This window comes from Streptosporangium roseum DSM 43021 (assembly GCF_000024865.1).
In the GTDB taxonomy this organism is placed as follows: Bacteria; Actinomycetota; Actinomycetes; order Streptosporangiales; family Streptosporangiaceae; genus Streptosporangium; species Streptosporangium roseum.
Genome location: NC_013595.1, coordinates 8,069,576 through 8,093,583, shown reverse-complemented (window position 1 = coordinate 8,093,583; position 24,008 = coordinate 8,069,576). Strand labels below are relative to the sequence as shown.

Sequence of the window (24,008 nt, the reverse complement as noted above, 5' to 3'; positions counted from 1 at the left end):
CGGGCGAGCACCGACATTTTTCGAAAGTCTTGTCGGGTACGGCATGCCGTACCCGACACGTGGAAGATGTCAGCGGGAGAGCTGGGAGAGGTCCCGTGAGGCGCCGGTGGAGGCCGAGGTGGTCAGTGCGGCGTAGGCCTGCAGCGCGGCGCTCACCGGGCGGTGACGGTCGCGCGGCCGGTAGCCGCCCAGGTCGGCCACGAGCCGCTCGCGGCGGGCGGCCAGCTCCTCCTCGGAGACCTTCAGCTCGATCGAACGGCCCGGGATGTCGATCTCGATGAGGTCGCCGTCCTCGACCAGGGCGATGGTGCCGCCCTCGGCGGCCTCGGGCGAGGCGTGGCCGATGGACAGCCCGCTCGTGCCGCCGGAGAAGCGTCCGTCGGTGACCAGCGCGCAGGCCTTGCCCAGGCCCTTGCCCTTCAGGAACGAGGTCGGGTAGAGCATCTCCTGCATGCCCGGCCCGCCCTTGGGCCCCTCGTAGCGGATCACCACGACGTCGCCGGCCTTGACCCTGTTGTTCAGGATGCCCTCGACCGCGTCGTCCTGGGACTCGAAGACCACGGCGGGCCCGGAGAACCTCCAGATCGACTCGTCGACCCCGGCGGTCTTGACGATGCAGCCCTCGGTGGCGATGTTGCCGTAGAGGACGGCCAGGCCGCCGTCACGGGTGTAGGCGTGCTCGGAGTCGCGCACGCAGCCCTCGGACCGGTCGAGGTCCAGCGCGTCCCAGCGCGCCTCCTGGGAGTAGGGCTTGATGGTGCGGACGTTGCCCGGGGCGGCGTGCCACAGCTCCAGCGCCTCGGGCAGCACGCCGGCCGACTGCGGGTCCCAGGCGTCGAGGTAGTCGCCCATCGTGCCGCCGTTGACGGTGTGCGCGTCACGGTGGAGCAGGCCGGCCCGGTCGAGCTCGCCGAGGATGGCGGGGATGCCGCCGGCCCGGTGGACGTCCTCGACGTGGTACTTCGCGGTGGCCGGGGCGACCTTGCACAGGCACGGCACCCGGAGCGAGATCTCGTTGATCTCCTTGAGCCCGAAGTCGACCTCGGCCTCGCGGGCCGCGGCGAGGATGTGCAGGATCGTGTTGGTCGAGCCGCCCATCGCCACGTCCAGCGCCATGGCGTTCTCGAACGCGTCCTTGGTGGCGATGCTGCGCGGCAGGACCGTCTCGTCGTCCTGCTCGTAGTAGCGGCGAGTGATCTCCACGAGCTGGCGTCCGGCGTCCTGGAACAGCTTCTTGCGCGCCTTGTGCGTGGCCAGGGTCGTGCCGTTGCCCGGCAGCGCCAGGCCGATGGCCTCGGCGAGGCAGTTCATCGAGTTGGCGGTGAACATCCCGCTGCACGAACCGCAGGTCGGGCAGGCGTTCTCCTCCATCTCCAGCAGCTCGGCGTCGGAGACGCTGTCGTCGGCCGCGGCGATCATGGGGTCGATCAGGTCGAGCTTGCGGCCCGGCGTCTTGCCGGCCTCCATCGGGCCACCGGAGACGAAGATCGTGGGGATGTTCAGCCGGAAGGCGGCCAGGAGCATGCCCGGGGTGATCTTGTCGCAGTTGGAGACGCAGATGAGCGCGTCGGCGCAGTGCGCGTTCACCATGTACTCGACCGCGTCGGCGATCAGCTCGCGGCTGGGCAGCGAGTAGAGCATGCCGCCGTGTCCCATCGCGATGCCGTCGTCGACCGCGATCGTGTTGAACTCGCGCGGGATCGCGCCCGCCTCGCGGATCGCCCCGGCGACCACGTCGCCGACCTCGCGGAGGTGGACGTGTCCGGGCACGAACTGGGTGAAGCTGTTGGCCACCGCGATGATGGGCTTGCCGAAGTCACCGCCGGCTACGCCCGTCGCCCGGAGCAGGGCCCGGGCTCCGGCCATGTTCCTGCCGTGAGTGACCGTACGAGACCTGAGGGCGGGCATGAGGCTTCTCCCATCATCGAGACCGTGTCCTCAAATGGTACGGCTACCGCCCGGTGCGTGAGACGCCTGTCCACGGCACGAGACATACGGCCCCCGACCGGCCGATGGCGGATCGGGGGCGCGGGCCGGACGGAGAACGGAGGAACGGAGGAACGGAAGACGGGAGCCGCCGGTGCGGGTGGCGCGTGAGGCGCCCCGCCGGAGACTCCCGTCGGAGGGGAAGGGGGACGGGCCGTGAGGGCCCGGGGTCAGGATTCGGGGTAGCGCGCGGGCAGAACCTGCCCGGCGGCCTCGTAGATCCTGTCGATCTCGGTCTCGGTGAGTGACCGCTCCCGTTTGGTGATCCATTTACGGACACGACTGCCGTCGAAGACGTCGACCTCGCGGACGTTGAGGATCTTCCACGGGATCGCCGGGCCGTAGATCGCCAGGGACGGCACGATCGTGACCTCGTGGCCGAGTGTCTCGCCGATCAGCTCGGCGGCCCGGGACGCCTCCCAGCGCGCCTCGTCGAGGCGGGGCTTCTGGTTGAACGGCCCGTGGAACAGCTTGCGGTGCGACTGGACGCGGACCGGCAGGCGCTTGTCCCATTTCTCCGAGTCGACGGCGTAGACCCCGGTGGGACCCACGACCAGGTGGTCGATCTGGGCCTCGCTGTCCGGGATCGCACGGGCGTGCAGGGTGCGGTAACCACCTCGCTCCAGCCTCTTGAGCTGGGCCTCCGTGCGCCGCTCCGCGACCGAGGCGCGCCGCCAGGCGGGCACGGTCGAGTTCGTGCGGGCGTGCAGCACCGTGTCGACGATCGCGGCCACGACGGCCGCGGTGACCCCCAGCCGCCAGCTCGAGAGCAGGATGCCCGCGAGCACTCCCACGCCGACCGCGATCAGGAGGCGACGGCGCAGATGGCGGTATTTGGGATGGTCGAGCAGGCTGCGCAGGGAAGCGCGCTCGACGGGTGCGTACGTAGACGCGGGCGCGGTGGGTCGAGACGGCGGCCTGTCCTCGGCCGGTCGGTCGCTGACCCAAATTGGTGACGTAGAGTTACCGTCTTCTGGTACCTGACCGGATTCCACGTAACTCACGGTAGCTGACGTCCATGGGGGTGCCTAGTATTGGGTATCTCATACTTTTGTGACCGCCATCACTCGCTTGGCGGGGTTCTGATCCGGGTATCTACTCATTTCCTCTCTAGATAACCCGGCCTTCTGCGCTTACTGTGCGGGACGTGGCCCACATACATGATCTTACCGCCCTGGAGCAGGCGGCAGCCGTGAAACGCAGGGAGATCTCGCCCGTCGAGATCGCCGAGCACTACCTCGACCGCATCGCGCGGCTGGACCCGGAGGTCGGCGCCTACGCGACCGTCACCTCCGAACTGGCTCTGGAGCAGGCGCACAAGGTCGAGGCCAGGGTGCTGGCGGGAGAGGACTCCTCGCCCCTGCTCGGGGTGCCGATCCCGATCAAGGACCTCAACCTGGTCAAGGACGTGCCGATCCACTTCGGCTCGGCCACCTACGGGGACTTCGTCGCCCCGGTGGACGACAGCGTGGTCGAGCGGCTCAGGGACGCCGGCACGATCATGCTCGGCAAGACCGCGACGCCCGAGTTCGGGCTGTCCTGCTACACCGAGACCTCGCTCTCCCCACCCACCCGGACTCCCTGGGACCTCTCCCGCTCCGCGGGCGGTTCCAGCGGCGGCGCGGCCGCCGCGGTCGCCGCCGGACTGGCCCCTGCGGCGCAGGGCAGCGACGGCGCGGGCTCGATCCGGATCCCCGCCTCGGTCTGCGGGCTGTACGGCATCAAGCCGACCCGGGGCCGGATCAGTTTCGCCCCGATCATCCCCGACCTCGCCGGCCTGTCGACCAACGGGCCGATCACCCGGACCGTGGCCGACGCCGCCGCGCTGCTCGACGTGATGACGCACGACAACCCCGGCGACCTCTACTACGCCCCGCCGCCCGCGCTCGGCTCGTTCGAGGCCTACGTGGGCCGCGACCCGGGCCGCCTGCGGATCGCCCGCTACGCCGAGCCGCTCGTCCCCGGCACCGAGGTCGACCCCGAGGTGCTCGCCGCCTACGAGCACGCCTCGGCGGAGCTGGCGGCGCTCGGGCACGAGGTGGTGGACATCGCGCCCCCGTTCGCCCCGGAGCTGGTGCCGCAGTTCGTGACCCTCTGGTACGCCTTCGCCTGCATGCACCCGGTGGACCTGAGCAAGCAGGACCGGCTCCGGCCGCTGACCGCCTGGCTGCGCGAGCGCGGCTTCGCCACCCCCGCCCCCGACTTCCTGCAGGCCCAGTCGGCGCTGCAGCTCGCCACCCGGTTCGGGCTGATGGTCACCGATCTCTACGACGCGGTGCTCACCCCGACCGTCACCCAGTCACCCCGGCCGGTGGGCTGGTTCGAGGACGTGGAGAGCCCGGAGGAGACCTTCGAGCGGATGAAGCGCTTCGCCGCCTTCCCCGCCATCTACAACATCAGCGGCCAGCCCGCGGTCAACCTCCCGCTGCACTGGACTCCCGACGGCCTGCCGATCGGTGTCATGCTGGCCGGGCGGTTCGGCGACGAGGGCACGCTGATCTCGGTGTCGGCGCAGGTCGAGTCGGCCCGCGGCGGCTTCTGGGGGGAGCGCAGGCCGGCTGTCTGGCAGGTCTCGACTTAGCTCTCACCACAGGTCTACCGTTGGCTGTGTGGACGCGATCCAGGTCCTCGGGTCTCTCATCGGATCCTCCGCGGTCCTGTTCCTGCTGATCACCTTGCTGGTGACGCTGCCCGGCAAGGTGCGCGCGAGCGCGAGCCGCCCCACCTCGGCGGGCGCGGTGTGGTTCGGCGGCCCGTCCGGCAGCGAACGGGGTGGGAGCCCCTCCGGTCCGGTGCTGGTGGACCAGGGGGCTCCCCGGACGCGGGTGCCGGGGGTGGACTGGGTCTCGCTGGCGGAGCTCTCCGAGCCGGGGCGGTCCACCGGCGGGGCGTCGGCGCGATGGTGACGGTGGTGCCGGCCCTGAGCCCGGCGCAGGCGGCCGGCGTCCGGGAGGCGCTGCGCGCCGCGGGGTGCCGCAGCGGCCTGCGCTTCGCCGCCTACCTCGGCCCGGCCGTCGGCCCGCGCCGCCATTTCTCCGAACGGCTGCACGCCGCGCTGGGCGAGGAGGCCGCCAGGGCCGTGCTCGTCTTCGTGGATCCCGGAGACAGGGCCCTGGAGATCGTCACGGGCCCCCACGCCAGACGTAGGCTTCCTGACGGGGAGTGCCGCCTGGCCGCGATGTCGATGGCGGCCGCCTTCGGCGAGGGAGACCTGGCCGACGGGCTCGTCGCCGGACTGGGGCTGCTCGCGGACCTGGCTTCCCGCCGCAGGTGACCTTCTCGCATAATCGGGTGGTGCTGAAGATCGTGGGTGACACGCCGACGGGTCACGTCGCGGGGGGAGGCGCGGTGCGGCAGGAGCGGGACGAGACCCTCGGCTACATCACGACGGTCCTCGCCGACGTGCGCGACGACATCGGCAGGGTGGACCGCAAGGCCGTCGCCCTGCTGGTGGCGGCGGTCCTCGGCGTGCTGCTGGGCAACGGGTGGCGGCCGGAGGAGCTGCCCAGCCAGGTGGAGTGGCTCTGGTGGACCGGCGTCTTCTTCTGCGTGATGGGAATCCTGATGCTCGCCGGCGCGCTCTACCCCCGTAGCGCGCGGCTCGCCGGGCAGACGGTGGAGCGCCGCCGCTCCTACGCCGGCCTCGCGCAGGCCGAGAGCCCGCAGGACGGCGATCCCCCGGTCGAGGACTCCCGAGCCGGCGCCTTCGCCCGCAGCGCGCTCGCGGACCTGAGGGCCCGCATGGCGAGCCAGGAGACCCGGGTCCGGGCCGACGAGCTCGTGCTGGGGATCAGGAGGCTCAGCGCCGTCGCCGACGCCAAGAAGCGCTACGTCCGCAGGGGGACGATCCTGCTGGTGGTCTCCGTCGTCTGCTGCGCTCTCTCGGTGATCGTCGGTCAGGCCATCACGTCGTGGGACTTCTTCGGCAGGCCCATGGCCCCGGCGGTCCAGCCGACGCCCGCGGCGGGCCACTGCGCCCCGTCCGGAGCCTGTGGCGAGCCCTCCTGAGGCCCGCCTGGGCGGATCTTCCGTCCGGAGCCTGTGGGGAGCCTTCCCGGGCCGCCTGGTGGATCTTCCGTCCGGAGCCTGTGGCGAGCCTTCCGGTGCGCCTGGTGGATCTTCCGGCCGGAGCCCGCGGCGGCCCCTCCTGAGCCCCGGCGGGCCTGCGCTCAGAGCCGCAGGAGCTTCACCAGATGGGTGGTGATGTCGGTCAGCAGCGTCGAAGGGGGCACGGGCGCGGCGGCGACGGCGGAGAACAGGCTGGGCAGGCCCGGCAGGGGGAAGCCGTCCTCCTTGGTGGCCTCGTCGCCCACCTCGTTCTTGCTGAGGATCGCCCGGCTGCGCTGCCAGGCCTCAAGGACCTCCTCGGGGGAGGGCACGCCGAACCCGTGGCCCACCGGGGCCGCATGGCGCAGCCGTACCAGGGGGGTGTCGGCGAAGGTCAGCGCCACCCGGGCGCGCACGGCGAGGTCCTCGCGGCGGTCCGGGGCCACCCAGTCCATCGCGGTGCAGGGGTTGCGGCAGCCGGCCACGCAGGTGGCGAGCGCGCCCGCCACCTGGCTGTGCTGCCGGTCGAAGTAGGCCCGCCAGCCCTCGGCCGGCTCCCCGGCCACCCGCAGGGTCCGGTTGACGGCCGACTGCTCCGACTTGGTGTGGTCGCACTCGCGGTCGCCGATCACGCCGAACCTGCTGCCCTCCGCGCTGAGGCCCCGAGGCCAGCGCGCCGGGTCGCCGGCGTTGCCCAGCAGCGGCTCGAAGGCGAGCAGCGGCAGATACTCGCTGGCGATGTGGATGGCGGCGACCATGGGGCTCAGCTCGCGCCGGTGCCACCGGACCGCGATCGTCTCCAGCAGCAGCCCGTAGGCGGGCCGCAGCGACTCCAGCGCGCCGCGTGGCTGCTCCCGGGGGGTCTGCGGCATGGTGCACGCTCTGGCCCGGCGCCTCAGGTCGTTGGGTACGGCCCGCGCCTCGACGGCGAAGTCCTCCGCGTCGAGCGAGAGCAGCCGTTGCCCGAACTCGCACACCGCCTCGATGTCACCCGCGTCATCGACGACGTCCGAGGCCAGTGCTCCGAGGTCGGCGAAGGCGTATCTCCGCGCCAGGGAGATGAGTAGGTCACGTGCCGATTCCACTTGATCACCTTCTCACGGCATGCGGATGACGGAGGACATTGTCTGTGCAAAGCGGGATTTCAGTCCGTTTTCGCAGGTAGAGCCTATTTTTACCATCATCTGACCGTGGCAGCCGCATTGATCGTGCCTCCCGGGTGGCCGCCGGCCGTCCGGCGCCGGGAACGCGAGGACGCCCCCCGCCGCGATGGCGAGGGGCGTCCGGGACGGCCGGATCAGGCCGCCGGGGTGTCCTTGGCCTGGGCGCGCAGGGCGCGGCTGACGCCGTCGGCGCCCTCCAGCAGGAGGCGCTTGAGGGCGTGCGGAGGCTGGTCGGCGGAGATGAAGTCCTGGGTCCTGGCGACGGTCTCCGGGGAGATGGCCAGGGCCGGGTAGCAGCCGTTGGCGAAGCTCTGGGCGCTGTCGAAGGTCCAGGACTTCCAGATCCGGCCGATCTCCTCGAAGTACTTCGCGGCGTACGGCTCCAGCAGGTCCGGGTGCTGGGGGTCCATGAAGCCGATGACCGTCGAGCGGAGCAGGGCGCCGCTCAGCTTGCCCTCGGTGATCGTGCTCCAGGCCTTCGCCTTGCCCTCGGCCGTCGGGAGGGAGGCGCGGCAGAGCGCGGCGGAGCGCTCGCCGGTGGCGGTGGCGTCGCGCAGGAGCTCCTCGGCGATGTCCTCCTCGCCGAGCACGCCGCCGGAGACCAGGGAGTGGATCAGCGTCCAGCGCAGGTCGGTGTCCACGGTCAGCCCGTCGAGCGCGGCCGAGCCGTCCAGCAGGGCCTTGAGGAACGCCAGGTCCTCGGCGGAGGTCGCCACGCCGGACAGGGCGTTGACGTAGGCGAGCTGGTGGTCGGAGCCCGCCTCGGCCCCGGCGACCAGGGACCGCAGGGAGGAGGCCAGCAGGGCCAGGCCCTCGGCGCGCCAGGCCGGGTCGGCGTACTGCTGGACCGCCTGGCGGGCCTGGCGGAGGACCGTCTGCGTGACGGTGATGTCCTTGATCGACGCGATGCCGGAGACGACCAGGGCGACATAGTCGCGGGTGGACATCTCCGCGTCACGGGTCATGTCCCAGGCGGCCGACCAGCACAGGGCGCGCGGCAGCGACTCGGTGAACCTGGCGATGCCGCCGTTCACCAGCGTCTGCAGCGAGCGCTCGTCGAGCCGGACCTTGGCGTAGGTCAGGTCGTCGTCGTTGATCAGGATCAGGTCCGGCTGGACCTCGCCGACCAGCTCGGCCACCGCCGTGCGCGCGCCGACCACGTCGAGCTCGACCCGCTTGGTGCGGACCAGCTCCTCACCCCGCAGGGAGTACAGGCCGACGGCGACGCGATGCGAGCGCAGCGTCGGGTAGTCGGCCGGGGCCTCCTGCAGCACCTCGAAGGAGAGGAAGCGGCCCTCGGGGTCGGTGGTGAACGACGGGCGCAGCGTGTTGACCCAGGAGGTCTCCAGCCACTCCTTGGACCAGGAGGACAGGTCGCGGCCCGAGGTGCGCTCCAGCGCGCCGAGCAGGTCCGCCAGCGTGGTGTTGCCCCACGCGTGCTCGTTGAAGTAGTCGCGGACGCCGGCCAGGAAGTTGTCCAGCCCCACGTAGGCGACGAGCTGCTTGAGCACCGAGGCGCCCTTGGCGTAGGTGATGCCGTCGAAGTTGACCTCGACCGCGTGCATGTCGACGATGTCGGCGGCGATCGGGTGGGTCGAGGGCAGCTGGTCCTGGCGGTAGGCCCAGGCCTTCTCCACGTTGGCGAAGGTCGTCCACGCGCCCTGGCCCCAGCGGGTGGCCTCGGCCTGGCAGAGCACCGAGGCGTAGGTGGCGAACGACTCGTTCAGCCACAGGTCGTCCCACCAGCGCATGGTGACCAGGTCGCCGAACCACATGTGCGCCATCTCGTGCAGGATCGTCTCTGCGCGGCGCTCGATGATCGCGTCGGTGACGCGGGAGCGGAAGACGTAGTCCTCCAGGAAGGTCACGCAGCCGGCGTTCTCCATCGCGCCCGCGTTGAACTCGGGCACGAAGAGCTGGTCGTACTTCCCGAACGGGTAGCGGACGCCGAAGATCTTGTGGAAGAAGTCGAACCCCTGCCGGGTGATCTCGAAGAGGTTGTCGGCGTCCAGGTGCTCGGCGAGCGAGGCCCGGCAGTACAGGCCCAGCGGGATGCCGTCGTGCTCGGAGGTCACCTTGTGGTACGGCCCGGCGCACAGGGCGGTGATGTAGGTGGACATCACCGGGGTGGCGGGGAAGTGCCAGCGCTTGGCGGCCTGGAGCGCGCCGTGGCGGCCGCGGTGCTCCTGGAGCTCCTCGGCGGAGTCGGGCGCCGCGTTGGAGATGACCTCCCAGTAGGAGGGCGCGAGCACGGTCAGCTCGAAGGTGGCCTTCAGGTCGGGCTGGTCGAAGCAGGCGTACATCCGGTGGGCGTCGGCCGTCTCGAACTGGCTGTGGAGGTAGACGCTCTTGTCGACCGGGTCGACGAAGCGGTGCAGGCCCTCGCCGGTGCGCGTGTAGGAGCAGTCGGCGTCGATGCGCAGCTCGTTGGTCTCGGCCAGGGCGGGCAGCGGGAGCCGCCCGGTCTCCGGGTCGTAGCCGCTCACGTCGAGCTCGGTGCCGTTCAGCACGGCCTTGCGCACCTTCGCGTCGGCCAGGTCGATGAACGTCTCCGCACCCGCCTGGGCGCTGGTGAACCGGACCGTGGTGACGCTCTCGAAACGCTCCTCGCCCTCCGTCAGGTCGAGCTCCACCGCATATGACTGCACACTGAGCAGACGTGCGCGCTCGCGGGCCTCGTCACGGGTCAGATTGCCTGCCACTACCGCTCCCTCGTCACAACTTCCCCCGCTCCGTTGCGCAGGGATTCCTGAATCCTGCCATGTGAGACAGAAGATCGCCGCCTCGGATGCCGGGGGACGGGCCGCCCGCTCCATTCGAGGATAAAGCCGCTAGTCAACGTAATAATCCACACGCGGAATAGGAAACTCGGCCCTCCGGGTTGTCGCTATGCGAGGAAGCTTCACGATCAGAAAGTTGAGAGATGACTGAGCGCACCCCGGTGGACCTCTGGTTCGACCCCTTCTGCCCGTACGCGTGGATGACCTCCCGATGGCTGCTGGAAGTGGAGAAGATCCGGCCGATCGAGCCGCGCTGGCACATCATGAGCCTCAACGTGCTCAACGAGGACAAGGAGGTGCCCGACAAGTACCGCGAGCAGATCGCCAAGGCCATCGGCCCGGTCCGGGTGGTCACCGCCGTGCAGGAGAAGTACGACTCCGAGACGGTCGGCCGGCTCTACACCGAGCTCGGCACCCGCTTCCACAACCAGGGCAGGCTCAAGGAGCTCGACAGGCTCCGCGAGACCGTCGAGGAGGCGCTGGAGGCCGCGGGGCTCGACCCGGCGTTCGCCGACGCGATGGACTCGGAGGAGTTCGACGAGGCTCTGCGCGCCTCGCACAACGACGGCATCGACCGGGTCGGCCAGGAGGTCGGCACCCCGGTGATCGCGGTGGAGGGCGTCGCCTTCTTCGGCCCGGTCGTCTCGCCCGCGCCCAAGGGCGAGGAGGCGGGCAAGCTCTGGGACGGCGTCCGCCTGGTGGCCGGCATCGACGGCTTCTTCGAGATCAAGCGCTCCCGCACCCGAGGGCCGATCTTCGAGTGATCGCCGGTCCTGCCCTGCCACCTGCGCGTTCGGGCGGGGCGGGGCGGGTGCGCGCGGTGTGCGGGGGATCCGGCCCGACCGTCCTCCGCACGCCATCGCGCGGCCGAGACCCCCGCAAGGCATAATCTCTCCTCGTTTATCCGGATATTACGAGTTTTTAAGTATCTCGGTAATTCGCCGTTTATGAGCGTGCTTCGCCGTACCCTCGTCGCAGAGGGGGCCGAGTGCCCGCCGCGGCGAGGACGGCATGCGGCTAAATTGCGATCTTCATGCGGTTGGGCAGGTATCCCGTGACCTGCCGGGCTCTCGCCTTATGACGGTCCGCACGCAAGGATGAGAGCCATGCGTCATCTTTATCTGAACGGAGCATGGCGGGCCTCGGCGTCCGGCGAGAGCGTCGACGTCGTCAACCCCGCGACCGAGGAGACGGTCGACAGGGTGCCCGCCGGATCGCCCGCCGACGTCGAGATCGCCGTGGCCGCGGCCCGCGCGGCCCTGCCCTCGTGGTCGAGTACGGCCGCCGCCGAGCGAGGCAAGATCCTCGCCGCCGCGGCCGAGCTGATACGAGAACGCTCCGATCAGATAGCCCGGATCATCACCACGGACATGGGCGCGCCCTACAACGTGGCGATGAAGGTGCAGACGCTGATGCCGGCCGGGGTGCTGGCCTCCTACGGCCAGCTCGCCGAGACCTACGACTTCGAGGGCGGCAGGGTCGGCAACTCCCGGATCTTCCGGGAGCCGGTCGGCGTGGTCGCCGCCATCACGCCGTGGAACTACCCCCTCCACCAGATCGTGTGCAAGGTGGGCCCGGCGCTCGCCGCCGGCTGCACGGTGGTGCTCAAGCCCAGCGAGGTGGCGCCGCTGGCCGCCTTCGCGCTGGCCGGGATCTTCGACGAGGTCGGGCTGCCCGCCGGGGTGTTCAACATGGTGAGCGGCTACGGCCCGGTGGTGGGCGAGGCCCTGGTCACCCATCCCGACGTGGACATGGTGTCCTTCACCGGCTCCACCAGGGCGGGCCGGCGGGTGGCCTCGCTCGCCGCCGAGACGGTCAAGCGGGTGGCTCTGGAGCTGGGCGGCAAGTCGGCCAGCGTGGTGCTGCCGGACGCCGATCTGGCCGCGGCCACCAAGGTGACGGTGGCCAACGCCTTCCTCAACTCGGGCCAGACCTGCTCGGCCTGGACCCGCATGATCGTCCACCGTGACCAGTACGACGACGCCGTCGGGCTCGCCGTCGCGGCCGCGGGGAAGTACACCGTCGGCGACCCCTTCGACGAGCTCACCCGCCTCGGCCCGCTGGTCTCCGCGGCCCAGCGCGACCGGGTCGTCCACTACATCAACCGGGGGCAGGAGGAGGGCGCCCGGCTGGTCGCCGGAGGCACCGACCGGCCCCTGGACCGGGGCTTCTACGTGGAGCCCACCGTGTTCGCCGGGGTGGAGCCGGGGATGGTGATCGAGCAGGAGGAGATCTTCGGCCCGGTCCTGGCGATCATCCCCTACACCCGCGGCGAGGACGAGGCCGTGGCCATCGCCAACGGCACGCCGTACGGCCTGGCGGGCGCGGTGTGGGCGGGCAGCGAGGAGCGCGCGGTCTCCGTCGCGCGGCGGCTGCGCACCGGCCAGGTGGCCGTCAACGGCGGCCAGTTCAACCCGCGGGCCCCCTTCGGCGGCTACAAGCAGTCCGGGCTGGGACGCGAGCTGGGCGAGTTCGGACTTGAGGAGTATCTGGAGATCAAGTCGGTCCAGCTCTGACCTCCCCGTGGGACGTCCCCCTCAAGGTGTCGTCCCGCGGATCCGTCCCGCGGATCCCTCCCGCGGGGACGGGCCCGCGACTGTGGCCGTGTTCTCCGTAATCGCCTGGCCGTGTTCCGCGGAATCACCGCTCGGCGATCCCGTAGATCGCCGAGCGGCGTTCCACGGAATCGCCGATCACTGTTCTCCGATATTGCCGATCGGCTCGGAAAGGGTTGCCATCGCGGGATCTTCTGGGTAAACCCGCCTTAAGGGAATCCTCGCCCTTCCGAAAGGCAGCGAATGAATCTGGGCACCAAGCGTCCGAGCGCGTTCGACCTGGTGATAGCCGTGGGAGGACTGGCGCTGGTGCTGCTCGCCGCGCAGAACCTCGGATCGGCCCTGGCCGCGCTGCGCGGCGAGGGCACCTGGGGCACGTTCACCGCCCAGCGGGTCGAGTGCGTCCAGCATCCCGGCCACGAGCAGTGCACCTGGCTGGGGGAGTTCCGGGCGGGCGAGGAGGTGCGCCCGGAGATCGCGTTCTACGGCGCGGACCGGGAGGCGTTCGTCCCCGGCCAGACGTCGCGGGCCTTCGACACCGGTCGCCGGGGCCATGTCTACGGCCCCGGCGGATCCAATGAGTGGATCATGGTCGCGCTGCTCCTCGTGGCCGGCCTCGGCCTGGCCGCCAGGCCGGTGATACGCCTGCGGCGCGGCACGGCCCAGACCGCCGGAGCCGCCGGGGCCTCCGGGGCCTCCGGGGGCTGACGGCACGGAGCCCGGCCGGCTCGATCACGGAGCCTGGAGGAGGACCTTCCTGGCGGCGTCCTTGGCGAGGCGGTCGACGTAGAGCATCCCCTCGAGATGGTCGGTCTCGTGCTGGAAACAGCGCGCGAGCAGGCCGCGGGCCCTGATCTGGACCGGCCGGCCCAGGCGGTCGAGACCGCGGACCGTGACCCCGGCGGCCCGGGGCGTCCTGGCGTAGATCGGAGTGCCGGTGTCACGGCCGGGGACCGACAGGCAGCCCTCCTCGTCGAGGATCTCCGCGTCGTCGTCGACCGTCAGCACGGGGTTGATCAGATGGCCCTTGCGGCTGCTGCAGTCGTAGACGAAGACCCGCTTCGACACGCCGATCTGCGGACCGGCCAGGCCGACGCCCTGCGCGGCGTACATGGCGTCGAACATCTCGTCGATCAGGCGGCGCAGGTCGCGGTCGAAGTCGACGACCGGCTCGGCGGGCGTGCGCAGGACCGGATCCCCGACCACTCGGATGTCACGCATCGGGACTCTCTCTTGTAAGGGTTCGAATAGCAGAGCGGTCATTACTCTAGCCGGGGTGGGGGTCGAGCCCGCCACACACACCTGCGAAACTGGGCGGGTGCGCGTCTACATCGGTGCCGACCATGCCGGCTATGAGCTCAAGAACCACGTCGTCTCCTGGCTGAAGGAGCACGGACACGAGGTCACGGACTGCGGTCCGTTCGTGTACGACCCCGAGGACGACTACCCGCCGTTCGTGCTGCGCGCGGCCGAGGGCGTCGCGGAGGACCCCGGGAGCCTGGGGATCGTCATCGGCGGCTCGGGCAACGGCGAGCAGATCGCGGCCAACAAGGTGCGCGGCATCCGTGCCGCCCTGGCCTGGAGCGAGGACACCGCCAAGCTCGCCCGCGAGCACAACAACGCCAACGTGGTCAGCGTCGGTTCGCGGATGCACACCCAGGAGGAGGCCACCCGGCTCGTCGAGCTCTTCCTGGGCACGGCCTACTCGGGCGCCGAGCGGCACAACCGCCGGATCGCGCAGCTCACCTCGTACGAGACCATCGGCCAGCTGCCGCCGCTGCCGTAGACCGGGACCGGCCGGTCCAGTCCGGTCCGGAGGCCCGCCCCCTCCCTCGGGGACCGGGCGCGCGCCTGCTCGCACGCCACGGTCGGGCAGGCGCCTCATCTGCGACGCGGCGGCTCCTTGCGCACCGGTTCTTTGCGCACCGGTTCTTTGCGCACCGGTTCTTTGCGCGGCGTCTCGTCGCGGAGAGGCCGCCGGTCCGCGGCCTCCTGCTGCTCCTGCGCGGGCCGGGAGACGTCCCGGGCCCGCATCGCGGTGATCGCGCTGATCTGCAAGCTCTGCAGTGCCATGCGGTCACCCTAACCCGCGCGACCGGACGGGTCAGAAGATCAGACCGGCCCAGGGGGCGGGCTCCCACGACATCGCGACCGACAGCTCCCGTACGGCTCCCGCCCGCGACTCGCGCACCACCCCCGCCGCCTGCAGCGCCGCCAGCGGGCGGCCGCCCAGGTAGGCCGCGCCCAGCACGGTGACCGGGAGCGTCAGGTCCGCCGGGTCCTCGGTGGGCACGCACCGGGCGCCGGAGGCGTCGGCCGTCAGCCGCCAGCGGCGGGCGTTCCACGGGCAGAAGGCGTCCTCGACCTCGATCACCACGTCCACCGGCGCCGAGTAGCGGCGCGCCGGCAGCGCCCGCTCGACGTCCACCAGGCGGATCCACAGGTCGTCCAACCACCCCGCGTTGAGATGGCGCGGCTCGGCCAGCAGGTGGATCAGCGGGTCGTCGGACGGCCGCTGCCAGGCCTTGACCCGCGCGACCAGGTCCCGCTCCAGCACGTGCCGCCAGAGCAGCGCGTAGGCGGCCGGGTCCAGGCCGAACAGCTCCTTGAGCCGCAGCTCGCCGTCCGGCACGTCGTGCGGGGTGAAACCCTGCTTGATCCTGAAGAGCGCGTAGCCGCGAGGTCCCCCGTCGTCCTCGGCGACCACGGCGCGCAGCGGCCCGGCGCCCCCCTGGTCGGCCTCGTGGTCCGACAGCACCGCGTCCCAGCGTGCAGGCGTGCGGGCGTAGAGTCCCGGGCGGCTGTCGAGCGCGGCCTCGAAGACCTTCTCGAAGGCGGTCCTGGCCTCGGCGGGGGTGACGACGCGCAGCCGCAGCGCGGGATCGACGGGAGCGTGCCCGGCCAGGGCCGCACCGTGCTTGGGGATGTCGAAGAAGAGGTTGTCGGCGGCCCTGCCGTACCCGAAGCGTCCGTAGATCGCCGCCTCCGAGGCGTACAGCGCGGCGACCGCCTCGCCCCGCTCGCGGAGGTCGGCGAGCTGGCGGGTCATCAGCGCGGACAGGACGCCCCTGCGGCGGTGCGAGGGCAGCACGCCGACCGAGGTGACGCCGCCGACCGGGATCGGGCCGCCGGGCACCGTCATGGTGAAACTGCACACGGCGGTGGCGCCCACGAGCAGGTCGCCCTCGAAGGCGCCCAGCGAGCGGTCGAACTCGGCGTTCCTCCGGAACAGCTCCGACCGGTGCGGAGGGATGGCGTTGCCGAACGCCTCCTCGTCGAGCGTGATCCAGGCGGACCATTCTTTCTCGGTTATCGGGCGCAGGCTAAGACTCATTTTTCCTACGGTAGAGGGGGCAAACCGTTCCGGCCATTCAATATCCGCCCTTAATGATCAAGGCCATTGGTCAAGTGGGCTGCCCAAACGGGTGACGGCCAGATACAGTCGAACGCATCATGAGTTCTCGCCCGGTGCCGCTGATCCCTCCGGGGCTCCGCGCGTTCCTGGTGCGGGTGCCCCTTCTCGTGCCCATCGTGCGGTTCCTGCGCCGTGGGCCGCTGGGCCGCGACCGCAACCTGCTCATCATGCTGACCGTGCTGACCGTGGTGCTCGCCGGCCTGGCCGCCCGGGTCTCCATGGAGTGGTTCTCCCCGGCGCTCCTGATCCCGATCACCCTCGTCGGCGGCCTCCGGCTCCGGCTGCGGAGCCTGGGCAAGCTGCTGTGCGCGGTCGCGGCCGCCCTGCTCTACGTCGGCGTCGCGCGCGGGGTGGGGCACATCGGCCCGGGCCTGCTGGTCACCTTCGGCTTCACCACCGTGCTGGCGGCGCTGATGGCCCGCACCCGGGGCAAGCTCGGCGTGCAGGGCCTGCGTGGCGACGCGATGCTGCTGGAGCTGCGCGACCGCCTCAAGAACCAGAGCGAGCTGCCCTCGCTGCCCAAGGACTGGGACTCCCGGGTGGTGCTCAAGCAGGCCGGCGGCTCCTCCTTCGGCGGTGACTTCCTGGTCTCCATGCGCGAGGGCGACACGGTGGAGCTCGCCCTCGTCGACGTGTCCGGCAAGGGCGTGGACGCGGGCACCAGGGCCCTGATGCTGTCGGGGACCTTCGGCGGCCTGCTCGGCTCGGTCGACGACTTCCTGCCCGCCTGCAACACCTACCTGCACCGCCAGCGCGAGGCCGAGGGCTTCGTCACGGCCGTCCACGTCCGGCTCAACCTCGTCACGGGCGAATACGTGATCACATCGGCCGGCCATCCGCCGGTGGTCAAGTTCGAGGCGGGCACCGGCACCTGGCGGGTCTCCCCGGCCAAGGGCGTGGTCCTGGGCATCGTCCCCGACCTGCACTGCGAGCCGGACCGGGGGACGCTCCGCAAGGGCGAGGCGCTCATGCTCTACACCGACGGGCTGATAGAGCAGCCCGGCCGCGACATCGACGCGGGCCTCGACCGGCTGCTGGGGGAGGCCGAGCGGCTGCTGCCCTCCGGGTTCCGCGACGGCGCCCGCAACCTGGTCACCTCGATGTCGGCGGGGCACAACGACGACTGCGCCCTGATCCTCATCTGGCGCCCCTGACGGCCCGGCGCCCGGACGATGTCTCACTCGCCGATCTCACAGCCACCCGGAGTCGCTGGCGATCCGTACGGCGTCGAGGCGGTTGCGGGCATGGGTCTTGCACATGATCCTCGACATGTGGTTTCGGACCGTTCCCACGGACAGGAACAGCTGGTCGGCGATCTCGTTGGAGCGCGCCCCCTGGGCGGCCAGCCGGAGCACGTCCAGCTCCCGGCGGGTCAGCGGGTTCTCGGCCGCCTCCAGGGCGGCCACCGCCAGCTCCGAGTCCACCGCCCGTCCGCCGGCCGCGACCCGCCGGACGCCGTCGGCCAGCTGCTCGGGCCCCACGTCCAGGCTCATGAACCCCAGCGCGTGGACGGCGAAGGCGCGGCGCACCTGACCGGGGTTGGGGTCGCGGGACAGCAGGAGCACCCGGCAGCCTGGGGTGTTCTCGCGCAGCCGGAGCGCCGCGGTGAACCCGTCGACGTCGGGGAGATCCACGTCGATGACCGCCGTCTCCGGGCCGTGCCTCAGGACGGAGGGGACGACCTCCTCTCCGCTGCCCACGTCGGCGACGACCTTCAGATCGGCCTCGCACTCCAGCGATGCCACGAGGCCTCGCCGGACCAGAGGGAGATGCTCGGCCACCAGGATCCCGATCAAAATTCTCCTCTCACTCTTCTTCTCGAAGGGTGATCGAATGATTGCTTACCGTCAACAAAGTGTCTCCATTCGACAAAGCCCGCGCAAGTGGCTTGATCTAGAAGGCCTGTTTTCAGGGGATCCTGGCTCCGGATACTTGGGCTAATCTCTTATGGGGCATTGTCGGTAAATCCGTGACCGGGGGTATGAACCTTGAGCTGGCTCTTCGTGATCGGGATCATCGTCTTCCTCCTGGGATTGATGGTGTCGATCGGGCTGCACGAGATCGGTCACCTGCTGCCGGCGAAGCGGTTCGGCGTCAAGGTCACCCAGTACATGATCGGCTTCGGCCCGACCATGTGGTCGTGGCGCAGGGGCGAGACCGAGTACGGCGTGAAGTGGATCCCGTTCGGCGGCTACATCCGGATGATCGGCATGCTGCCGCCCCGGCCCACCGACGACCCCACCAAGGTGCGTTCGGTCGCCACCGGGCCGTGGCAGGGGCTGATCGAGAACGCCCGCGAGGTCGCGCTGGAGGAGGTCCGGCCGGGAGACGAGAACCGGGTCTTCTACCGCAAGCCCTGGTGGCAGAAGGTCATCATCATGAGCGGCGGCCCGGCGATGAACTTCGTGCTGGCCTTCGTCCTCTTCGCCATCGTCATCATGGGCTTCGGCGTCCCGGTGCTCAAGCCGGTCGTGTCGGGGATGACCAAGTGCGTCATCCCCTACAGCGAGTCGCTGAAGCCGGGCCGTACGTGCACCGAGGCCGACCCGCCGACGCCGGCGGCGCAGGCGGGCGTCAAGCCCGGCGACAAGATCGTCGCGTTCGACGGAGTGCCGGTCTCCACCTGGGAGGAGGCCACCAAGAAGATCCGGGCCAACGGCGCCGGGCCCGTCACCATCGGCATCGTGCGGGACGGAAGGCCGCAGACGCTGAACGTCACCCTGATCTCCCAGGACCGCCCCGCGGTCGACGACCCCAAGAAGATCGAGAAGAACGTCGGCTTCCTCGGCGTCGCGCCCACGCAGGTCATGGAGAAGCAGAGCTTCGGCTACGTGGTCGGCCACATGGTGGAACTCACCGGCAGGGTCGCCGAGTCGCTGGTCAACCTGCCGGAGAAGATGGTCGGCGTCTGGAACGCCGCCTTCTCCGGTGAGGAACGCGACCCCAACGGCCCGGTCGGCGTGGTCGGCGCGGGCAGGATCGGCGGCGAGATCGCCGCCTCCGCCGCCCCCACCGAGAACAAGTTCGTCGCCCTGCTGAGCCTGCTCGCCGGGTTCAACCTCGCCATCGGCGTGTTCAACCTGATCCCCCTGCTGCCGCTCGACGGCGGCCACATCGCGGGCGGCCTCTGGGAGGGGCTCAAGCGGGCCTTCGCCCGGGTGACCCGCAGGCCCGAGCCGGCGCACGTGGACATCGCCAAGGTGCTCCCGCTGACCTACGCCCTGGCGTTCACGATGATCATTCTGTTCGGCCTGCTCCTGTACGCCGACCTGGTGAACCCGGTCCGCCTCACCGGCTGACCCGCCGTACCGCGGCGGGCGGCGGCGGCCGTACCCGCCGATAAGGTTGTTCCGTGAGGGACGGGACGCCCGGGGCGGCGATCGATGTGGCGCTGTTCCGGCTGCGCCGGATCTGGGCGCGGCCGCTGCGCTCGCGCAAGATCGTGGACCCGCAGCGGCCGGTGCAGCTGTCGAACGTGATGGTCGTGCACGCCGTGCACAAGCTGAGCCTGGACGTGCCCGAGGTGACCGTCGGCGCCGTCGCCGAGCAACTGGACGTGGACCCCTCCACGGCCAGCAGGCTCGTCAACGACGCGATCGGTGCCGGGTTCGTGGAGCGCGAGGAGTCCGAGGTGGACGCCCGGCGGGCCCGGCTGGTGCTCAGCGGGCGGGGGCGCAGGGTGCTGGAGGTGGTCGTCCACTACCGGCGGACCTACCTGGACGGGCTGATCGCCGACTGGGACGAGGCGGACCGTGAGGCCTTCGCCCGCCTGCTCACCCGCTTCGCCGAGGCGGCCATGGCCCACCCCGCGGACCTGGCCAACCTCGACCAGGTGATCGCCGAGGCGATCCAGGAGCCGACTACTCTCCGGTGACGCCGTCGAGCTGCTCGCGGATGATGTCGGCGTGGCCGTTGTGCCGGGCGTACTCCGAGCTCATGTGGATGAGGATCCAGCGCAGCGAGACGTCCTCCCCCTTGCGCTGCTGCTTGCCCAGGGTGTCCGGAGGCAGCCCCGCGGAGACCTCGCGGGCGTGGTCGATCTCGCCCTGCCAGCGGGTGAACGCCTCCTCGGCCGAGGCGGTGTCCACCAGGTCGAACTCCCCGTCGGGATGCAGGTCGGACCAGTAGATCCCCGGGGTGTTCTCACCGTTGAGGACGTTGCGGAACCAGTAGCGCTCGACGTCGGTCATGTGGCGGACCAGCCCCAGCAGGGAGAGCGTGGACGGCGCGACGGCGCGCAGGCGGAGCTGCTCCTCCGAGAGCCCGGCGCACTTCACGGCCAGGGTCTCCCGGTGCCAGTCCAGCCACGACTGGAGCATGAGGGTCTCGGCGGCGGCGTAGGGAGGGTCAACGCGGCTGTCGGTCATGGGGCCTCATCATGCCAGTCCACCATGTCGCGTGGGCGACGGTGTCGAACCCGAGGGAGTCGTAGAGCGGCTTGCCGGCCGTCGCCGAGGTCAGGGTGACAGAACCCTTCAGGTGTCCCAGGACCGCGTGCATGAGTGCCCGTCCGACCCCGCGGGAGCGGTGCTCGGGCAGGGTGGTCACCCAGTAGACCCCGCCGACCGCGTCATCGGTGACCGTCATGCAGGCTCCGGCGGGCACCCCGTCCCGGGTGGCGAGGAACAGGTCGACCTCCTGGCGCTCCAGCAGGCTCTGGGGGAGCACCTCGCCCGGACGGTACGGCTGGAAGCCCGGCAGCGGGAATCCGTCGACCACGATCCGTTCCGCGGTCTCCAGCCGCCCGCCCGGCTCTAGCCGGTCGACCTCCACGGCCGGTGGCGCGGGGACCGGACCGGGGCGGCGGATCATGACGGGGAGCCGCCGAGGGCTCAGCCCCAGATCGCCGAGGTCGACCGAGCTGAACGGGTCCTCGACGACCACCCCGCCGGTTGATCGGCACCGGGCCAGCTCCGTCAGTTCGGCGAGATCGCCCGCGTCCGGCTCCGGGGAGAGAAGCAGGACGCGCAGGCCGCCGCGGGCGCCTCCGTCCACGCCGACGAAACCGGGACGGGTGAGCAGTCCGTGCCCTCGGGTCTGCGCGAGAGCCGTCCAGAAGGCGGCGGCGTTCCGGGTGGCCAGGTGCAGCGAGGTCGTGCGCGCGGCGTGGACGCCGTGTGCCGGTTCAGCGGTCATGGAGGCAACCCTATGAGGCGGCCGGACCCGCGCCGAGGTCCACCACCGCGCCGTTGGGCCGGGCCACTTCCGGCGCCCCGCATCCGGCGCCCAGGGCCGCGAGCACGGAGAGCTCGGCGACGCTCGGGAGATACGGCCGGTCGACCGGAGCCTGCGGAGGCATCATCAAGGAGATCGAACAGAGCGCGATCAGCGCTGCGCTCGGGGAAGCAGGGAACATGGTGACGCGGGGGGCATTCAGGTGTTCACTCTGACCTATGACTGCGTGATCAACGGCGATCCCCGCCGGGGGAACTCAAAGTGCGGCCCGGAGTACGGGCGTGTCCTCAAAAAAGAGTACGCACCATTGTGAGCCGGACGGTTTGGAGACCGAGATGAATGACCTGGCCGGCGTCCGGCAAGTGGATGCGCGTGGCGGCGCCCGCTGGAGAACGTGCGCGATCGTACTTGCCGTGCTCCTGGCCGTCTTCCTGGCCGCCGCCGGACTCGTGTGGAAGCGTGAGCGTGACAGGGCGTCGGCTCAGGAGCGCCTCGCACTGGCTCATGGGCTCGCGCTCCACGCCGCGGAACTACGTGACGCCGCCCCCGGCACGGCTCGGGACCTCGGCCTGGCCGCAGTCAAGATCCACTCTGACGGGCAGACCCGGGCGGGGCTGATCGACACCCTGGTCGGGGAACGCGGCGATGAACTCACGCCGGTCGCCTCCGGCGAGGTGGCGCTGAGCGGCGACGGGCGGATCGCCCTGACCGGTGCCGGCGACGAGGTGAGCGTATGGGACCTCACGACCCGGCTCGACCCCAAGATCGTCGATAAGCCCGACCGGATCGCCGTGCTGAAGGGGCACAAGGAGGACGTGGGCGCGGTGGCGCTGTCCTTCGACGGTCGGACCGCGCTGACCGGCGGCGACGACGGCGTCACGATCGTGTGGGATCTCACCGATCCGGCCAAGCCGATCCGGATGGCCGCGTTGGCGGGCGGGAAGACCACCAAGGACGCCGGCAGCGTGCTGGCGGCGGCGGTGTCGCGCGACGGCCGTACGGCCGTGATCGCCGACGACGACGGCAACGTGACCGTATGGGATCTGACCGACCGGTCTCGTCCGGCGCGCCTGTCGGTGACGAGAGCGCGCACCTCCTCCTACATTCGCGACTTCGGACTCAGCGCGGACGGCGGGGGCGCCGTCACCGTGGACGGCGATGGGGCGGTGACGGTCTGGGACCTCGCCGACCCCTCGCGCCGGGTCAAGTCGGCCGGCCTCGCCCTGCCCGCGAAGTCCGCGGCGACGGCGATGAGCGCGGACGGGCGCGTCGTCCTCGCTGGAAACGCGTATCGGGCCGGGCTCTGGAACCTCGATGACCGGTCGCGTCCGGTCAGCACGGCTGTGTTCGATGTGCCCCTCGCCGACATTTATGACATGGCCCTGACCTCCGACGGGAAGATCGCCCTGCTCGCGGGACCGAGCGATTCCGGGATTCTCTGGGACCTCTCCGCCCCGTCCGGGCCGGCCCGGACGGCCGCGTTGAAGGGATACGCGCGGGAGATCGATTCCGTGGCTCTCAGCGCCGATGGCGGCATCGCCCTGGCGGCCGGCCCCGGCGGGGTCTCCCTGTGGGATCTCAGGGGCCTCGCCGAGGTCGTCGCCGACCCGGAGCGGGCGGCTTGCAGCGGTAACACCAACGCGGAGATCGACAAGGCGGACTGGGCCCGCTACGCGGGCGGCGCGGACTGGTCGGACTACGGGGGAGGGGGTTCTGACGTCCTTGCCGTCTGCTTCATCAGCCCGGGCTCCGCATGATGCCCTGTCCGACCATGTCGCTGACGGCTGACACCGTTTGACGACGGGGCCGGGTGCCACTCGGTGATCGAGAAGCCCGGAAATGTTGGCGGCGGTGAACGCGTAGTGTGCCCCGAGAGCCATCCACGACGCGTTAACCGCAGGTCAGCGCCCCAGCAGCTCAGTACATCGAGATGTGGACGTGGTCGAAGTGGTTGGCGGTGATGCCGCCGCGGTTGGACATCGGGCGCCAGCCGGAGCCGGAGTTGATGCGCTGGCGCCAGATGACGTATTTGACGCCGAGGGCGGCCTTGTTCTTGATGGTCCAGGCGGCGATCTCGTCGCCGAGTTTGATGTGGGCGGCCGAGGGCATCGAGCCGCCGGTGCTCATCATGAAGTCGCAGGCGCGGCCGAGGGGGTGTTCGCCGCCGTCGTTCGCGGCCCGGTAACAGCCGACCTGGTAGGGCAGGGGAAAGCGCTTCTTGATGGCTTCGCGCATGATCCGGGTGCGGTCGGTGATGTTGTCGGCGCCGGCGGGGAGCTGGGGGGCCCAGCTGCCGTCGGCGCGGCGGCCGGAGCCGGTGGGGACGAGCGCGTCGAGCTTCTTCTCGATGTCGTCGATCACCTGCTCGGCTTCCTCACGCTGGTTCTCCACTGCCGCCGCCTCCTCGCCGATCGCTTTGGTGAGCTGGGCGGCCTTGTCCGCCGCCTGCTTCTTGAGGTCCCGGCTCAGGGCGAAGCCCTGCAGGTAGGTGCTCTGCTGGGCGCTGAGCTGCTCCATGATCGCGAGGCCTCCGATGTCGGTGGAGAACAGCACGGAGGGCAGGTCGACGGCGTTGCTCTGGTAGCGGTACTGGGCGAGGGTGTCGACCTGCTTCTCGGCCTCGGCGTAGCTCTCCTCGGCCTTGCGCAGGTCCGTCTTGGCGACGCTCTCGGCGGCCTGGGCCTTCTTGAGGGATTCGCGCTTGGCCGCGTAGGTCTCGATGAGCTTGTCGACCTTCTTGTTGAGCTGGGCCAGCTCGGCGCGGAGCTGGGACTCCTTCGGCTTGGGGGTCGCGTTACCCGCGGTAGCCGTGCCAAGGGTGAACGCTAGGGCCGAAACCATGGAAATGGTCAAAGCCGCATGGCGACGGAACGTGGGGGATAGAGCC

Annotated in this window: 24 protein-coding genes; 12 read left to right on the top strand and 12 right to left on the bottom strand. The window is 70.6% G+C overall.

Translation table 11 applies throughout. From position 1 onward, the window contains the following. Positions 1–69 precede the first annotated feature (69 nt). Complete coding sequence (gene ilvD / locus SROS_RS35365) at positions 70–1,908, bottom strand: dihydroxy-acid dehydratase (RefSeq protein WP_012893749.1); 1,839 nt, start codon at positions 1,906–1,908, stop codon at positions 70–72. A gap of 248 nt (positions 1,909–2,156) precedes the next feature. Then, positions 2,157–2,780 (bottom strand): nuclease-related domain-containing protein, encoded by a 624-nt coding sequence (locus SROS_RS35360; protein ID WP_245564388.1) that lies wholly within the window; start codon positions 2,778–2,780, stop codon positions 2,157–2,159. 353 nt (positions 2,781–3,133) lie between these two features. Between SROS_RS35360 and SROS_RS35355 the strand changes: the two genes are divergently transcribed. From SROS_RS35355 to SROS_RS35340, 4 genes are read left to right on the top strand one after another with little or no spacing between them, the layout of a single operon-like run. After that, on the top strand, positions 3,134–4,567 hold the full coding sequence (locus tag SROS_RS35355; RefSeq protein ID WP_012893747.1) for an amidase: 1,434 nt from the start codon (positions 3,134–3,136) through the stop codon (positions 4,565–4,567). Between the two features lie 28 nt (positions 4,568–4,595). Next, positions 4,596–4,892, top strand: a complete 297-nt coding sequence (locus SROS_RS35350) for a hypothetical protein (RefSeq protein WP_012893746.1) — start codon at positions 4,596–4,598, stop codon at positions 4,890–4,892. Between the two features lie 5 nt (positions 4,893–4,897). Beyond that, the gene (locus SROS_RS35345) at positions 4,898–5,260 is read left to right on the top strand and encodes a DUF5130 family protein (protein WP_169369449.1); all 363 of its coding nucleotides are present in this window, start codon (positions 4,898–4,900) and stop codon (positions 5,258–5,260) included. Between the two features lie 20 nt (positions 5,261–5,280). Beyond that, positions 5,281–5,994: a Pycsar system effector family protein gene (locus SROS_RS35340; RefSeq protein ID WP_148269302.1), complete on the top strand. Its 714-nt coding sequence runs from the start codon at positions 5,281–5,283 to the stop codon at positions 5,992–5,994. A 161-nt stretch (positions 5,995–6,155) separates the two neighbouring features. Here SROS_RS35340 and SROS_RS35335 read toward each other — a convergent pair whose 3' ends face one another. Next, positions 6,156–7,118, bottom strand: coding sequence for a hypothetical protein (locus SROS_RS35335; protein ID WP_012893743.1), 963 nt, complete (start codon positions 7,116–7,118; stop codon positions 6,156–6,158). A gap of 212 nt (positions 7,119–7,330) precedes the next feature. Beyond that, on the bottom strand, positions 7,331–9,898 hold the full coding sequence (gene pepN, locus SROS_RS35330; RefSeq protein ID WP_012893742.1) for an aminopeptidase N: 2,568 nt from the start codon (positions 9,896–9,898) through the stop codon (positions 7,331–7,333). A gap of 221 nt (positions 9,899–10,119) precedes the next feature. On the opposite strand from pepN, the gene SROS_RS35325 reads away from it, so the two are divergent. From SROS_RS35325 to SROS_RS35315, 3 genes are all read left to right on the top strand, one after another. Next, positions 10,120–10,740, top strand: a complete 621-nt coding sequence (locus SROS_RS35325) for a mycothiol-dependent nitroreductase Rv2466c family protein (RefSeq protein ID WP_012893741.1) — start codon at positions 10,120–10,122, stop codon at positions 10,738–10,740. Between the two features lie 342 nt (positions 10,741–11,082). Beyond that, positions 11,083–12,492, top strand: a complete 1,410-nt coding sequence (locus SROS_RS35320; protein WP_012893740.1) for an aldehyde dehydrogenase family protein — start codon at positions 11,083–11,085, stop codon at positions 12,490–12,492. A gap of 282 nt (positions 12,493–12,774) precedes the next feature. Next, positions 12,775–13,239, top strand: coding sequence for a hypothetical protein (locus tag SROS_RS35315; protein WP_012893739.1), 465 nt, complete (start codon positions 12,775–12,777; stop codon positions 13,237–13,239). 24 nt (positions 13,240–13,263) lie between these two features. On the opposite strand, the gene def is transcribed toward SROS_RS35315, so the two are convergent. Next, positions 13,264–13,752 (bottom strand): peptide deformylase, encoded by a 489-nt coding sequence (gene def, locus SROS_RS35310; protein ID WP_012893738.1) that lies wholly within the window; start codon positions 13,750–13,752, stop codon positions 13,264–13,266. Between the two features lie 97 nt (positions 13,753–13,849). On the opposite strand from def, the gene SROS_RS35305 reads away from it, so the two are divergent. Beyond that, positions 13,850–14,317, top strand: coding sequence for a ribose-5-phosphate isomerase (locus tag SROS_RS35305; RefSeq protein WP_043653608.1), 468 nt, complete (start codon positions 13,850–13,852; stop codon positions 14,315–14,317). A gap of 95 nt (positions 14,318–14,412) precedes the next feature. On the opposite strand, the gene SROS_RS35300 is transcribed toward SROS_RS35305, so the two are convergent. Next, a complete protein-coding gene (locus tag SROS_RS35300) occupies positions 14,413–14,604 on the bottom strand; it encodes a hypothetical protein (protein ID WP_012893736.1) in 192 nt (63 codons plus the stop codon). Between the two features lie 31 nt (positions 14,605–14,635). After that, entirely contained in the window at positions 14,636–15,865 is a 1,230-nt protein-coding gene (locus SROS_RS35295; protein ID WP_012893735.1) for a GNAT family N-acetyltransferase, read from the bottom strand. A 119-nt stretch (positions 15,866–15,984) separates the two neighbouring features. Here SROS_RS35295 and SROS_RS35290 point away from each other — a divergent pair, with 119 nt between their 5' ends. Beyond that, complete coding sequence (locus SROS_RS35290) at positions 15,985–17,100, top strand: PP2C family protein-serine/threonine phosphatase (RefSeq protein WP_012893734.1); 1,116 nt, start codon at positions 15,985–15,987, stop codon at positions 17,098–17,100. A gap of 36 nt (positions 17,101–17,136) precedes the next feature. Here the strand turns inward: SROS_RS35290 and SROS_RS35285 are convergent, their stop codons facing one another. Further along, entirely contained in the window at positions 17,137–17,742 is a 606-nt protein-coding gene (locus SROS_RS35285; protein ID WP_012893733.1) for a response regulator transcription factor, read from the bottom strand. Between the two features lie 192 nt (positions 17,743–17,934). Between SROS_RS35285 and SROS_RS35280 the strand changes: the two genes are divergently transcribed. Both SROS_RS35280 and SROS_RS35275 read left to right on the top strand, forming a co-directional pair. Then, positions 17,935–19,245 carry a M50 family metallopeptidase gene (locus SROS_RS35280; protein WP_148269301.1) on the top strand — a complete coding sequence of 437 codons (1,311 nt, stop codon included), beginning with the start codon at positions 17,935–17,937 and terminating at the stop codon, positions 19,243–19,245. 53 nt (positions 19,246–19,298) lie between these two features. Beyond that, a complete protein-coding gene (locus SROS_RS35275) occupies positions 19,299–19,820 on the top strand; it encodes a MarR family winged helix-turn-helix transcriptional regulator (protein WP_012893731.1) in 522 nt (173 codons plus the stop codon). Here the strand turns inward: SROS_RS35275 and SROS_RS35270 are convergent. The 3 genes from SROS_RS35270 to SROS_RS51390 are packed head-to-tail and all read right to left on the bottom strand — an operon-like array spanning position 19,807 to position 21,248. Continuing rightward, positions 19,807–20,313, bottom strand: coding sequence for a DinB family protein (locus SROS_RS35270; protein WP_012893730.1), 507 nt, complete (start codon positions 20,311–20,313; stop codon positions 19,807–19,809). The genes SROS_RS35275 and SROS_RS35270 overlap by 14 nt on opposite strands. Beyond that, complete coding sequence (locus SROS_RS35265; protein ID WP_012893729.1) at positions 20,294–21,082, bottom strand: GNAT family N-acetyltransferase; 789 nt, start codon at positions 21,080–21,082, stop codon at positions 20,294–20,296. The genes SROS_RS35270 and SROS_RS35265 overlap by 20 nt, the downstream gene beginning before the upstream one ends. A gap of 10 nt (positions 21,083–21,092) precedes the next feature. Beyond that, positions 21,093–21,248, bottom strand: coding sequence for a hypothetical protein (locus SROS_RS51390; RefSeq protein WP_012893728.1), 156 nt, complete (start codon positions 21,246–21,248; stop codon positions 21,093–21,095). A gap of 286 nt (positions 21,249–21,534) precedes the next feature. Between SROS_RS51390 and SROS_RS35260 the strand changes: the two genes are divergently transcribed. After that, positions 21,535–22,878: a WD40 repeat domain-containing protein gene (locus SROS_RS35260; protein WP_043653605.1), complete on the top strand. Its 1,344-nt coding sequence runs from the start codon at positions 21,535–21,537 to the stop codon at positions 22,876–22,878. A 160-nt stretch (positions 22,879–23,038) separates the two neighbouring features. On the opposite strand, the gene SROS_RS35255 is transcribed toward SROS_RS35260, so the two are convergent. Then, positions 23,039–23,962: a coiled-coil domain-containing protein gene (locus tag SROS_RS35255; RefSeq protein WP_043653603.1), complete on the bottom strand. Its 924-nt coding sequence runs from the start codon at positions 23,960–23,962 to the stop codon at positions 23,039–23,041. Positions 23,963–24,008: the final 46 nt, after the last annotated feature.